Below are 13193 nucleotides of genomic sequence, written 5' to 3'. Positions count from 1 at the left end.
ATGAAGGTTTTGAAATTAGATTTATTTCAAGAAACTGCATGCTATAAAAAACCATTTGCTATGAAGATTACAGAGACTTATCCACTGCCACCATATTCTACAGTAAATGGATTAATTCACAAAATATTAAATGCTACAGAGTATATACCATTTAATATAAGTGTACAAGGAACATATGAAAGTATATTTAATAATTATCAGACAACATATTTTTATAAAAAGGATAGTGTTACGTCTATGCCAATGAACAGTCATATGTTATTGAATGTAAATTTGATAATTCATATAGGTGGAGATTTTGAATTATTAAAAAATTTATATGATAGTTTATTAAATTGTGGTGAACATTTATCATTAGGTAGAAAAGAGGATTTAGTAAGAATTAATGATATTAGATTTGTAGAAGTTAATAAATTTGAAGTAGATGAGGACATACAGTTAGATGATTATGAAAATTATAGGTTATCAAAATATAATATAAGAATGCCTATATATATACCAAAGTCAAGTTTACAAGATGAATATATAGAGGGCATAAGTTACAGGCTTAATAATTACTATGATAATAATGCTAAAGAAGATAAAAAAAGAGTTTGGAATAAGGTAGATAGTTATTATGTTGATGATGGAATTCCTATATCAATTGGAGATATATTATTAGATAATGAAGGAGATTTGTTATATTTTAATAATATAAATTGGGAGGAAGAGTATGTTATATGCTAAATCTAATCCAGTAGAAACGCTGAGAGAACACACTGATGAGCTTTTAAAACAAATGAACATGTTAAGAGAATACTATGGAACAAATATAAATAGTATAAATTTTCTAAAGAAAGATAAGTTTTGGCAATTACTTGATTTTGTTATAGAATTTCATGATATTGGAAAAGCATTTTCTCCATTTCAAAAACTAATAAGAAGTAGAATGGATATTGAAACAAATGAATTTAAAATAGTAACTCATTTAGAAAATAATATAGGTCATAATTATCTTTCTCCTGCATTTATTGATTATAGTTGTATAGACAGGTCAAAAGATAGAGAATTGAGAGCAGTATTAAATCAAGTTATTGTATATCATCATGAAAGAGATACATTTATAGATAAAGATTTTAGAAATTTAATACAAAAAATATTAGATGAAGATTTAATAAATAAAGTTTATGAGTTACAACATGAATTTAAAGCTAGATATCCAATAAGAACAGAACAATTAAGTAAAGCGTATCTACAGAGTGTAATAAAAAGAATAGATAAAAATCACAAACACTATCATTTATATATTATGTTAAAAGGTATTCTTCATAGACTAGACCACAGTGCTTCTGCTCATGAAGTTGTGGAATGCAATAGTGTTATGAATATAGGAGAACAGACAGAGAATTATTTAATGAAAGAATTTGGTAGTTTAAGAGAAGCCCAATCATTTGCTAAATCTAATAGAGATAAAAATATAATATTGATAGCCTCTACAGGTATTGGGAAAACAGAAACTGCTTTAATTTGGATAGATAAAGATAAGGCATTTTTCACTCTACCACTAAGGATAAGTATAAATGCGTTATTTGATAGGGCAAAAAATATAGCTGGAGTAGAAGACTCAAATGATACATTCTTAGGATTGTTACATTCAACAGCAATAGATTATCTGGAAGAAAGTAATCAGGAAAATTCAAATGAGATTGTAGATTTAGCAAAGTTATTATCTTGCAAACTAACATTTTCTACAATAGACCAAATATTTAAATTTCCTTTTTTGTACAGAGGGTATGAAAAAGTGTACTCAACATTAGCATATTCAAAAGTAGTAATAGATGAGATACAAGCATATTCACCAGAAATAGCAGCTGTATTGGTAAAAGGTATAGAGATGATACATAAAATAGGTGGCAAATTTATGATAATGACAGCTACCATGCCAACTATATATATAGACGAACTAGAAAAAAGAGGTGTAATGGATAGTAACTTAGCTGAATTGACATGTAATACAGAAAAAATAAGACATTGTGTATCTATTGTAGAAAATTCAATAAATGAAAATTTAGACGAAATAATACAAAGTGGAATGAGTAAAAAAGTTTTAGTAATAGTAAATACAGTTAAAAGTGCTGTAGAAAAATATGAGCTAATAGAAGGTATTATTAGTTCAAAAGGAATAGATACTAATGTAAATCTCCTACATTCTATGTATATACAAGAGGATAGAGCAAAGCTAGAAAAATATATAAAAGAATTTGCAGATAGTGATAGTAATGGAGTTTGGGTTACCACACAATTAGTAGAAGCATCTCTTGACATTGATTTTGATGAACTTCATACAGAAAACTCAATACTTGACAGTTTATTTCAACGATTTGGTAGATGTTATAGAAGTCGTGAGTATGAAGAAAATAGTCCAAATATATTTATATATACAGAAAAGGCTACAGGAATAGGAAGTATTTATGATGAAAAAATTGTAAAAAATGGACTTGAGCTATTGAAAGCTTCTATAAATGGTAAAGAATATTTAAAGATGGAAGAAAAATCTAAAGTCGAAATGGTTAAGGTATTATACTCTAAAGAAAGCCTAGAAGGTACAGATTTTAAAAAGAAATTTACCAGTGCTTTAAATATTTTAGATACTATAACACCATATAGTTTGGGTTCTAAAGATGCACAAAATATACTTAGAAATATTGAAGGATATACAGTAATACCAGAAGATATATATAATAAAATTGAAGAAACTTTAATAAAAAATTATAAAAATTTGGGTCAAGAACTTACAGAGGCATATAGTAATGAAGACAGACAATTAATACATGAAATAAAATTTAAGAGAAAAAAAATTAGAAGAGAAATAGTTAAAAAAAGTGTAAATATACCAAAATATAAAGCTAAGCAAAATATAGTGGACATAGATGTAAAAGGTCTGGAAGATTTAAAGATACTTTTATATAAATATGATATACATGAAAATGAACATACAAAACAGATATTTGGTAAAGGTGTGCTTATAGATAAGGAAATAGACCAAATTATTTGATTTTTATATTAACAATGTGGCTAAAATTTACTAAAGAAGGTGAGTTTGTGCCAATAGATTTAGACGTATTAAAAGTTCAAGGTGTAAAGATAAATTATTATTATGTATGTAAAAGAAAACTATGGTTATTCTCTAAAGGAATAACTATGGAACAAAATAGTAATAGGGTATTATCTGGAAAGATAGTACATGAAGATTCATATAAAAGAATGAAAAATAAAGAAGTGTTGATTGATGATATTTTAAAACTAGATATATTAAAGGATGAGTATGTAAAAGAAGTGAAAATAAGTTCAAAGATGAAAGAAGCAGATGAAATGCAGTTATACTATTACTTATACTATTTAAAGAATAGTATGGGTATAGAGAAAAAAGGAACTATAAATTACGTTAAGGAAAAGAAGCAAGAAGAATTGATATTGACAGAGGAAAAAGAAAGAATTATTGAAAACACACTTATAAATATAAATGAAATAAATATGAAGTTATCTCCTCCAAAAATTGAAAAGAAACCCTATTGTACAAAATGTGCTTATTATGAATTTTGTTTTGTAAAGGAGGAGTAACAATGTATAGAGATTATTATATTATAAGTAATGGTAATATAAAAAGAAAAGAAAATATAATTTACTATTATAATTTGGAAGGTGAGAAAAAAATATTACCAGTAGAACAAGTTGATGATATTCATATATATGGCGAAGTTGATTTAAACACAAAACTGATAAATTATATAAGTCAATATGGGGTTATGCTTCATTTCTATAATTACTATGGATATTATTCAGGTACATATTACCCAAGGAAGAAAAATGTATCAGGATTCAGTTTAGTATGTCAATCAGCCTGTTATTTAGATAAAAATGAAAGACTATATTTAGCAAAATCCTTTGTGGAAAGTGCGTCATACCATATTTTAAGAAATATGAGGTATTACAAAGTTGATGAAAGCTTAATTGATACTATAAAAGATGAACTAAATAGTTTGGATGATGTCAAAGAAATATCAGAACTTATGGGTAAAGAAGGTAGAATAAGAAAAACATACTATAAATCATTTAATCAAATATTGAAAGATGATTTTGAGTTTTATAAAAGAGAAAAAAGACCTCCTAAAGACCCAGTAAATGCTCTTATGTCTTTTGGAAATAGCATAATGTATGCGAATGTTTTAAGTGAGATATATAAGACACAACTTGACCCTACAATAAGCTTTTTACACGAACCATCAACAAAGAGATTTTCTTTAAGCTTAGACATTGCAGAAATTTTCAAGCCTATTATAATTGATACAATAATTTTTAGCTTGATTAATAACAAAAGAATTAATAAGAGTGATTTTGAATATCAGGACAAAATTTGTTATTTAAGTGAAAAAGGAAAGAAGAAATTTTTACAAGAATTTGAAAATAAGATGCAAACAACTATAAAACATAGAAATCTTAATAGAAAAGCTTCGTATAGAATGTTTATAAGGTTAGAATGTTATAAATTGATTAAACATTTTATCAATGATGAAAAGTATAAAGTTTTAAAGGCATGGTGGTAGAGAATGTTTGTTATTGTTACTTATGATGTTGTTGAACCTAAATCACTAAACAGGATTAGAAAAATACTCAGAAAATATTTGACTTGGACACAGAATTCTGTTTTTGAAGGAGATATTACTGATGGAAAGTTACATAAATGTATTTCTGAAATAGAAAAGGTTATTGATAATAGTGAAGATTCTATTTATGTTTATGAGATAAAAAATCCTAATTCAATTAAAAAGAAATGTTATGGTATTGATAAGTATTCTGATGAAATGTTTATATAGGTTTGCAGTGAGCGAAATTTATGCTAAAATAGGGTTTAACAGTTGGAATATAAGGCATTGAGAGTGTGTAATAATTATTCTCAATTGCACTACTGTTCGCTCACTGCAAAATTTGATATTTTTATTTAATTGTAATTGCTTGAGTATAGTATTTTCAATGTATTCAATTAGACCTATTTTGGGGTTTTATATTAACTAAGTGGTATGTAAAGCTAAAAAAGCAAAGAAATTGAGAACGAAATTTTATATAGTTTTATATTAACTAAGTGGTATGTAAAGTAATTAGTAACATCAGCGTATGCAAGTCTTTTTTCATGTTTTATATTAACTAAGTGGTATGTAAAGTTATTTTGATTCTTATTCTTAGTAACACTTGTTTTAGTTTTATATTAACTAAGTGGTATGTAAAGAAAGAAGGTGAGGGTGATTTGGTTGTTCCAGATGACTCGTTTTATATTAACTAAGTGGTATGTAAAGATTTTTAAAATTTCTACCAATCAGGATTTTTATAAAAGTTTTATATTAACTAAGTGGTATGTAAAGTTTGTTATAAGAATATCACCACCTTCCTTTTCTGGTGTTTTATATTAACTAAGTGGTATGTAAAGCTTTCTTTCTTTTATCGTAAGACTTAGCTAGTGTTTTATATTAACTAAGTGGTATGTAAAGTAGAGACTTTAAAAAATAATAAAGTAAGAATTGTATCGTTTTATATTAACTAAGTGGTATGTAAAGTCAACTCTGTAAATAAGTTGTCTAATGCTTCTTTTGTAGTTTTATATTAACTAAGTGGTATGTAAAGGTAACATGGGAAGTAAGCTATTATACTTCTTTGAATGTTTTATATTAACTAAGTGGTATGCAAAGTGGATTGGAAAGTAGAAGAAGTTTCAAAGCTATTAGGTTTTATATTAACTGAATAATATCTAAATAAAACATACATATTCTATAAATAATAATAAGAAAGCAATAAAAAAATGAGGTGAAATAAAATTTATGATAAGAAAATCAAATAACAAAGATATAGAAAAAATAATGGAAATCTGGGAAGAAAGTACAATCAAAGCACATGATTTTATAAATAAAGATTATTGGAAAGATAACTACAATACTGTTAAAAACGAATATATGCCTATATCTGAAACTTTTGTATATGATGACGAAGAAGAAATAAAAGGATTTATAAGTATTATAGACAATGAATTTATAGGAGCATTGTTTATAAGTACAAATTATCAAAACTTAGGAATAGGAAGTAAACTTTTAGACTATACACTTAAAGAATATAAAAATCTAAGCTTAGCAGTATATAAAGATAATAAAAAGGCAGTTGTATTTTATATCAAAAAAGGTTTTAATATAGTAAAAGAACAAATAAATGAAGATTCAGAATTTAAAGAATATATAATGGAATATAGTAAATAACTTTAGTATATTCACATTAGAATAGTAACAAAAGAATTTATTACTCAAATAGATGTATTTTTATAATAGTAAACTTTAAAATCATGAATTATATATGCTTGTAATTTAATCAATATTACAAAATATATAACTATGGGAGGATAAAATAATGAATAAAAGAGCATTTATGCATTATTTTAGAATAAGAGGATAGCACACAAATTGTGGCTATTTCACAAAAACTTATAACATGATTTTATATAAGATAGAGAAATATACCTTATATAAGTAGCCATAATTTCGTGCTGTTTAAATTGAATAGTAATACTAAAACTATTTATGATAAAGAATTATTTGAATCAAGACATGAAATATATAATTCTAAAGTATATGATAATTTAATAGAAGAAACAAAGTATGTAATGCATAACCACATTTTAGATGCTGGATGTGGAGAAGGATATTTCTTAAATAAATTATATGAAGATAAAAATATTAAATATAATTTCTCCTGCAAATTATAAGGAATTTACAAGGGCTTTAAATGATGATGGAATAATAGTAAAGATTGTCCAATAATCAAATTATTTAAAAGAAATAAGGAAAAGTATACAGGGAAATATAAAGAATAATGATTATAATAATAAAAACATTGTAGCTGGATTTAAAAAACACCTTGATGTAATTTATGAAAATAGAATCAATTATAAAACTGATATCAATATATTAAATTTAATGAACTTAGTTAAAATGACTCCTTTAACATCAACATCAGATGAAGAAGAGATTTTAAGGTTGATAGAGTCAGGGATATCTAATATAACAATTGATTTAAGAGTTATGGTCGGTACATTAAAGAGATAGAAAATAAAATTTGTCCAAAATTAATAAAAATTATATTACTAAAAATTGCTATGAAATTAGTTTAATAATATCTAATTTCATAGCAATTTTAATTACTATTAAAGTGTCTATGCAAAAAGCATTTAAATTATATCTCCAAATATGTCCACAAAAATTTCTATAATAATATTTAATAACATAGTATTCTTATTTGAAATTATTTTTAAAATATAAAATATTAAAGCTTAAAATATTCTCGTTGAGAAGAATCTATTTCAGAACCACAATTGCTACAACAATAAGACGTTGAAACATACCCAAATTCTTCAGTATTCTCATTAAACTCCATTTTTTTCTTTGCAATAATTCCTACTTTAGTTAAGCTAGAGCCACAATTATCACAGTTTTGAATTTTACAAATACTATACAATTTGTCAGTAGTTACATTCTCTATTAATTTATCACAATTACAACATTTAATAGAAGAAATCTCATTAGATACTTCAATCGGTTCAGCATCTTGAAAAGAAAATTTATATGTTATATCATTTGACACTCTATAGCCTGTATCAAAAATATTTGTATTACAATTTGGACACATATATTTTGGAATATATACATCTTTTTTTTCAAAAGTGTCCTTTTCAGTATTGCGATTTGAATCATCTAAAGAGGAGTTTTCACCTATGGTATATTTTTTATTTAAGTTTAAAAGGTAATTGTAAATCTTTTTATCTTTATTTTGTTTTGCTGTGTATAAAAAATGACTCATTATATCTGGATAGTCTTTATTTTTTGATGGCATATTTAAATCTATATAATTGTTTTCAATTGCAAAAGATAGTATATTGTAATAATCATATTTTACTGCAAAAAATAATAACATTTCATCAAAAACTTTATCTACTATCTTATCAGAAATACTTATCCAAAAATCTGGGGATTCTAGATAAACTTTTTTACTAAGTTCATCTAGTTCTTTATCTATGTTGTTTAATTGATTTTCATTAGTTTTCATATTGTCACTTCCTTGTTAATTTATTATATGAAATAAAATCTCATATAAAATATATCATATTATAATTTACAAGTATAGGGCAAATAGATTTGTTTATAAGTAAAATTTTATAAATAACCATTAAAACATAAAGGATTAGAAGCAAGTTTACTTATAAGTTGAATGTAAACCTATACAATATTTTAGGTTGACAAAAAAACAGCTTTCTTTTATACTAAAACAAAGCTTTAATAGAAGATTTGTATATGTACATATAAACTAAATTGAATAAGACATATGAAGGGAATTATGAAAATGAAAAATAATAGAGTAAATATTCAAGATTTAACTAAAATGTCAATATGTGTAGCATTATTATGTATATCATCATACATATATATACCATTACCATTTACACCAGCAGGAGTAACAGCACAAACAATAATGATAAATCTAATAGCTTTAATATTAACACCAAGACAAGCATTTAGTACAGTTGGTGTATACATAATGATAGGTTTAATTGGAATACCTGTATTTGGAGGAGGAGCATCTGGAATTGGTAAATTACTAAGTCCAACAGGTGGTTTTTATTTTGGATTTTTATTTGCAGCACTAATTATTAGCTTATTAAAAGGTAAAAATAATGATATTAAGAGATATATACCAATAACAATTTTTGTTGGTATGCCTATTATATATTTTATGGGAACAGTATTTATGTGTTACTTTAATCAAATGACGGTAGAAGCAGCACTTTTTGCAGCTGTTGTACCATTTTTAATTGGAGATACAATAAAAGCAATTATTGCATCTTTTTTAGGTGTTAAATTAAATAACGTACTAAAAAGAACTCTATGATGAAGAGAGGATATAATGTATGGAAGATGTTTTTATACTAGGAGGATTAAGAAGTCATATTGGTCTAAAAAATGGAATTTTTCAATGTGTTCAACCAGAATTACTAGGAGCAAAGGTTTTAAAACACCTAATTGAAAAGTATGAGATTGATAAGATTGATGAGATTATATGTGGAAATGCAGTTGGTACAGGAGGAAATATCACAAGATTAATGACTTTAACAGCGGGAATAGAAAGTGAAGTTCCTGCTTTTACTGTAGATATGCAATGTGCTTCTGCTATGATGAGCTTAGATATAGCATTTTCAAAGATTAAATCTGGGCAATGCGATTTAATTATTGCAGGAGGTTTTGAGAGTAGTTCTCTACAACCAATGCGTACATATCATAAAAATGATAGGAGGTATAATATTAATAATCCAAGCTATGCAGTTGCTCAATTTTCTCCAGATAATAATAGTGAGAATAGTATGCTTGAAGGTGCAGAAAGAGTGGCAAAGCTATATAAAATTGAGAAAGCAGAATTAGATTATTGGGTGAAAGAAAGTCATAGAAGAGCAAAAAACACAAGAGAAGAAAAATTTCTTGAAGATATTATATTTCCTATAGATAGCAATACATATGATGAAGGTATACGTGATAAAATGAGCCAAAGATTATTAGATAGGATACCTTCAATTTTAGGAAAGGGAAGTATTACAAATGCAGCAAATGCATGTCTTATTAATGATGGGGCTTCATTTCTTATTCTGTGTTCTAAAAAATATTTAGAGAATACAAAAAAGAATCCAAAGGCTAAAGTTATCAATTCTTGTACAATAGGAACAGAGCCACAATTAAGTCCAACATCTGCTATAAAAGCTATGGAGAGGCTTTTGGATATAGAAAAGCTTAACTATATGGACATATCTGCTATTGAATTTAATGAAGCATTTGCAGTTATAGATGTTTTATTTCAAAGAAAATATCCAGAATTAATTGATAGATATAATATATTTGGAGGGGCTTTAGCATATGGTCATCCATATGGTGCTTCTGGTGCAATTATTGCGTTACATCTTTTAAAAGCACTTGAAAAGACTAATGGGAAGTATGGAATTTGCTCTATAGCAGCTGCTGGAGGATTGGGTTCTGCTTTATTGATTGAAAGGGTGTAGATTATGAATTACTATGAACTTTTAAAAGTAAAAAGAAACAACTATAAAGATAAAGATTTTTTGATTATAGATGGAGAAAAGTATACTTATGACAATATATTAAGAGATAGTGAGGAGATTGGGAGACAGATTTCTATAGGTGAAAATATTCCTGTTTTAATTTATTCTAAAAATATAAAGTTCCAATTAGTAAGTTTTTTAGGTGTTAACTATTCAAATAATGTTCCTATCATTTGTCATTATAATCTTTCTAAAATAGTATTAAGTGATATTTTAATAAAGAATAATATTTCAATTGTTATATCCGATGAGAATATAGATATAAATGATTTATCTAATGGTAGTTGCAATAGAATATTAAAGGTAGCTAATTCTTCTACAGAACATTATAGTATAAATGTATATCAATATAATAATATTTTAAACTATTTAGATAAAGAGATTTGTATGGGAGCTTTATCTTCAGGCTCTACAAATGTACCAAAAGTATTATATAGAACATATGAAAGCTGGGCTGGATTTTTTCCTATACAAAATGAAATTTTCCATATTTCTGAGGACTCTATTTTATTTATCAATGGAACACTTAGTTTTACAGGAAATCTAAATTCTATAATGTCAGTACTATATGAAGGTGGTAGTGTTGTAATAAATTCAGGTTTAAATTGTAAAACATGGATAAATGTAATAAAACAATATAATATAACTAATATATATCTTATACCTACAAAGCTTCAGTTACTGGTTAAATATTTAAGTGAGATAATAGTTAAAGTTAGAAGTGTTTTTACAGGTTCTCAATTGTTGTTTGAGGATACAGCAATAAAAATAAAAAAATATATGCCAGATTCTGAAATCATTTTATATTATGGAGCAAGTGAATTAAACTACATTACATATTTGTGTTATGATGAATTGATTGAGAAACCACTAAGTGTAGGTAAACCATTTCCAAAAATAGATGTATATATTAAGGATGGAATAATTTTTGTAAATACCAAATATGCAGTATATAATGCATCAGAGCCTTATTCTGTCAATGACATTGGATATTTTGATGATGATGGATATTTGATATTTGAAGGAAGAAGTGATGATGTTGTAAACATTGGTGGATTTAAAGTCAGTTCTATCAAACTTGAAAATATAGTAAAAAGAATTCCTCAAGTTGAAGATGCAGTTGCATTACCTTATTTAGATACTATAAGGGGAAGTCAAATTGCATTATTTGTAACAACCATAGGTAAGATTACAAAAAAGGATTTATTGATTATGATTAGAAATTATTTAATTAGAAATGAAATTCCAAGAAAAATTATTTTTTTAGATTCATTACCATATACATCTTCTGAAAAGATAGATAGATTGGCACTATTAGAAATGTTAGAAGTATAATATTTAATAATTTTAGTGAACCAATATATTGATAAAAACATATTGTATATAGTAAAGGAGGCTTACAATATGTCAAATCAATACGATATAACTGTTATAGGCGGAGACCTGCGACAAGTGTACATGGTAAAAAAACTAATTAATAAAGGATATTCTGTAGTTATATATGGAATAGCAAATGAAATTATAAATGGAATCGCTGGAAAAGCAACTTCACTAGCTGAAGCACTATCCAAAAGTTCCATTATTTTATGTCCAATTCCATTTACAAAAAATCAATTTAGTATTGAAAATACTGATGGTTGTCTCGATGCTACTATTGATAACTTGTTAATTAACTTATCTCCTAATCAAATACTATTTGGAGGAAACATACCAACTAAAGTTTACAAATTTTGTGAGCAACACTCTATTCAGGTTTATGATTTTATGAAGATGAATGATGTTGCTATTTTAAATGCAGTTGCTACAGCTGAAGGAGCTATAGCAGAAGCGATTAAAAGAAGTCTAATCAATATGCACCAAAGTAACTGTCTAGTACTAGGCTTTGGAAGGTGTGCACAAATACTTGCTAAAAAATTATATGCTTTAGATGCAAATGTATGTGTTGGAGCAAGAAATAATGATGCAAGGAGTACGGCTAATGCATTTGGGTATTCTAGTATTTCTTTAAATCAACTTGATGAAAATCTTTTAAAGTTTGATTATATTTTTAATACCATACCAGAATGTATTTTAACAAAAGAAAAATTAGAAAAAGTATCAAGAGAAGTAACTATTATAGATATAGCTTCTTCTCCTGGTGGATTAGATTATTCTGTTACACAAAATTTAGGTATTAATGCAAATCTTTGTCTTGGGCTTCCTGGTAAATACTCACCAAAGACATCTGGTGAAATTCTTGTTAACGCTATAGAAAATATTATAAATGAAAGAAGGGATTAGAGATGAGACTTGAAGGACTTACAATTGGAGTAGGATTTACTGGTTCGTTTTGTACTTATGATAAAATATTTATAGAGTTAGAGAATTTGGTAAAAGCAGGAGCAAATGTACACACTATATTTTCAGATGTATCACAAAATATAGATTGTAGATTTGGAAATTCTGAGGAATTTATGAAAAAAGCATATGAACTGACAGGAAATAAACCTATTGTTACAATTGAAGAAGCAGAACCATTTGGACCTAAAGGAATTGCTGATATTATAATAATAGCCCCTTGTACTGGAAATACTGCTGCTAAGTTAGCAAATGGTATTACAGACTCTCCAGTATTGATGGCAGCAAAAGGTCATCTTCGCAATGATAAACCACTTGTAGTATCAATATCAACTAATGATGCTCTAAGTTTTAATTTCAAAAACATTGGAACTCTTCTTAACTCTAAAAACATATATTTTGTACCTTTTGGTCAAGATAATTGTAATGCAAAGCCTAATTCTATGATTGCACATACAGAGTTAATAATTCCAACAATAGAGCTTGCTCTTGATAATAAACAGTTACAACCTGTTATAAAAAGTCCACATCAATAGATTAATGATTGTAATATGATATACATGTATATTTAGTAATATTAACAAAGTCCAGCAATCTTATTTGCTGGACTTTAACTTGTAACATATTAAATATATTTTATTTCACAGTATATAAAAATTATCGGTGTATATATCTCTAATTA

14 protein-coding genes and 1 CRISPR repeat array are annotated in these 13193 nt (G+C 26.2%); of the genes, 13 read left to right on the top strand and 1 reads right to left on the bottom strand.

The window, feature by feature from the left end; all coding sequences use genetic code 11:
• From cas5b to IC175_RS19375, 8 genes are all read left to right on the top strand, one after another.
• Nucleotides 1-726: a type I-B CRISPR-associated protein Cas5b gene (gene cas5b, locus IC175_RS04925; RefSeq protein ID WP_227851193.1), complete on the top strand. Its 726-nt coding sequence runs from the start codon at nucleotides 1-3 to the stop codon at nucleotides 724-726.
• Entirely contained in the window at nucleotides 713-3034 is a 2322-nt protein-coding gene (gene cas3, locus IC175_RS04920; RefSeq protein ID WP_227851192.1) for a CRISPR-associated helicase Cas3', read from the top strand. Before cas5b ends, cas3 begins: the two co-directional genes overlap by 14 nt.
• Before the next feature lie 47 nt (nucleotides 3035-3081).
• The gene (gene cas4 / locus IC175_RS04915) at nucleotides 3082-3600 is read left to right on the top strand and encodes a CRISPR-associated protein Cas4 (RefSeq protein WP_413927232.1); all 519 of its coding nucleotides are present in this window, start codon (nucleotides 3082-3084) and stop codon (nucleotides 3598-3600) included.
• Between the two features lie 2 nt (nucleotides 3601-3602).
• Nucleotides 3603-4583, top strand: a complete 981-nt coding sequence (cas1b, locus tag IC175_RS04910; protein WP_227851191.1) for a type I-B CRISPR-associated endonuclease Cas1b — start codon at nucleotides 3603-3605, stop codon at nucleotides 4581-4583.
• A 3-nt stretch (nucleotides 4584-4586) separates the two neighbouring features.
• Entirely contained in the window at nucleotides 4587-4853 is a 267-nt protein-coding gene (gene cas2 / locus IC175_RS04905; protein WP_227433950.1) for a CRISPR-associated endonuclease Cas2, read from the top strand.
• A 183-nt stretch (nucleotides 4854-5036) separates the two neighbouring features.
• A CRISPR array of direct repeats spans nucleotides 5037-5720; the repeat unit is 29 nt; unit sequence GTTTTATATTAACTAAGTGGTATGTAAAG.
• Nucleotides 5721-5849: 129 nt separating this feature from the next.
• Nucleotides 5850-6278, top strand: coding sequence for an N-acetyltransferase (locus IC175_RS04900; protein ID WP_227851190.1), 429 nt, complete (start codon nucleotides 5850-5852; stop codon nucleotides 6276-6278).
• A 293-nt stretch (nucleotides 6279-6571) separates the two neighbouring features.
• Complete coding sequence (locus tag IC175_RS04895) at nucleotides 6572-6781, top strand: hypothetical protein (RefSeq protein ID WP_227851189.1); 210 nt, start codon at nucleotides 6572-6574, stop codon at nucleotides 6779-6781.
• Between the two features lie 211 nt (nucleotides 6782-6992).
• The gene (locus IC175_RS19375; protein ID WP_255613285.1) at nucleotides 6993-7121 is read left to right on the top strand and encodes a hypothetical protein; all 129 of its coding nucleotides are present in this window, start codon (nucleotides 6993-6995) and stop codon (nucleotides 7119-7121) included.
• A 217-nt stretch (nucleotides 7122-7338) separates the two neighbouring features.
• Here the strand turns inward: IC175_RS19375 and IC175_RS04890 are convergent, their stop codons facing one another.
• Nucleotides 7339-8118 carry a hypothetical protein gene (locus IC175_RS04890; RefSeq protein WP_227824358.1) on the bottom strand — a complete coding sequence of 260 codons (780 nt, stop codon included), beginning with the start codon at nucleotides 8116-8118 and terminating at the stop codon, nucleotides 7339-7341.
• A 294-nt stretch (nucleotides 8119-8412) separates the two neighbouring features.
• On the opposite strand from IC175_RS04890, the gene IC175_RS04885 reads away from it, so the two are divergent.
• The 5 genes from IC175_RS04885 to IC175_RS04865 all read left to right on the top strand — a co-directional run bounded on the left by IC175_RS04885 (nucleotide 8413) and on the right by IC175_RS04865 (nucleotide 13047).
• The gene (locus IC175_RS04885; RefSeq protein WP_227851188.1) at nucleotides 8413-8958 is read left to right on the top strand and encodes a biotin transporter BioY; all 546 of its coding nucleotides are present in this window, start codon (nucleotides 8413-8415) and stop codon (nucleotides 8956-8958) included.
• 19 nt (nucleotides 8959-8977) lie between these two features.
• Nucleotides 8978-10114 carry a thiolase family protein gene (locus IC175_RS04880; protein WP_227482026.1) on the top strand — a complete coding sequence of 379 codons (1137 nt, stop codon included), beginning with the start codon at nucleotides 8978-8980 and terminating at the stop codon, nucleotides 10112-10114.
• 3 nt (nucleotides 10115-10117) lie between these two features.
• The gene (locus tag IC175_RS04875; RefSeq protein ID WP_227482027.1) at nucleotides 10118-11509 is read left to right on the top strand and encodes an AMP-binding protein; all 1392 of its coding nucleotides are present in this window, start codon (nucleotides 10118-10120) and stop codon (nucleotides 11507-11509) included.
• 69 nt (nucleotides 11510-11578) lie between these two features.
• Nucleotides 11579-12454: a dipicolinate synthase subunit DpsA gene (gene dpsA / locus IC175_RS04870; RefSeq protein WP_227482028.1), complete on the top strand. Its 876-nt coding sequence runs from the start codon at nucleotides 11579-11581 to the stop codon at nucleotides 12452-12454.
• 2 nt (nucleotides 12455-12456) lie between these two features.
• Nucleotides 12457-13047, top strand: a complete 591-nt coding sequence (locus tag IC175_RS04865) for a dipicolinate synthase subunit B (RefSeq protein ID WP_227433958.1) — start codon at nucleotides 12457-12459, stop codon at nucleotides 13045-13047.
• Nucleotides 13048-13193 lie beyond the last annotated feature (146 nt).

This window comes from Clostridioides sp. ES-S-0123-01, from assembly GCF_020658415.1.
Classification (GTDB): domain Bacteria; phylum Bacillota; class Clostridia; order Peptostreptococcales; family Peptostreptococcaceae; genus Clostridioides.
This window is presented reverse-complemented; position numbering and strand designations above follow the sequence as displayed.

Bases quoted from the DNA above. Each gene is read 5' to 3' on its own strand.
- cas5b (WP_227851193.1), top strand. From the start codon at position 1: ATGAAGGTTTTGAAATTAGATTTATTTCAAGAAACTGCATGCTATAAA.
- cas3 (WP_227851192.1), top strand. From the start codon at position 713: ATGTTATATGCTAAATCTAATCCAGTAGAAACGCTGAGAGAACACACT.
- cas1b (WP_227851191.1), top strand. From the start codon at position 3,603: ATGTATAGAGATTATTATATTATAAGTAATGGTAATATAAAAAGAAAA.
- cas2 (WP_227433950.1), top strand. From the start codon at position 4,587: ATGTTTGTTATTGTTACTTATGATGTTGTTGAACCTAAATCACTAAAC.
- IC175_RS04900 (WP_227851190.1), top strand. From the start codon at position 5,850: ATGATAAGAAAATCAAATAACAAAGATATAGAAAAAATAATGGAAATC.
- IC175_RS19375 (WP_255613285.1), top strand. From the start codon at position 6,993: ATGAACTTAGTTAAAATGACTCCTTTAACATCAACATCAGATGAAGAA.
- IC175_RS04890 (WP_227824358.1), bottom strand. From the start codon at position 8,118: ATGAAAACTAATGAAAATCAATTAAACAACATAGATAAAGAACTAGAT.
- IC175_RS04885 (WP_227851188.1), top strand. From the start codon at position 8,413: ATGAAAAATAATAGAGTAAATATTCAAGATTTAACTAAAATGTCAATA.
- IC175_RS04880 (WP_227482026.1), top strand. From the start codon at position 8,978: ATGGAAGATGTTTTTATACTAGGAGGATTAAGAAGTCATATTGGTCTA.
- IC175_RS04875 (WP_227482027.1), top strand. From the start codon at position 10,118: ATGAATTACTATGAACTTTTAAAAGTAAAAAGAAACAACTATAAAGAT.
- dpsA (WP_227482028.1), top strand. From the start codon at position 11,579: ATGTCAAATCAATACGATATAACTGTTATAGGCGGAGACCTGCGACAA.
- IC175_RS04865 (WP_227433958.1), top strand. From the start codon at position 12,457: ATGAGACTTGAAGGACTTACAATTGGAGTAGGATTTACTGGTTCGTTT.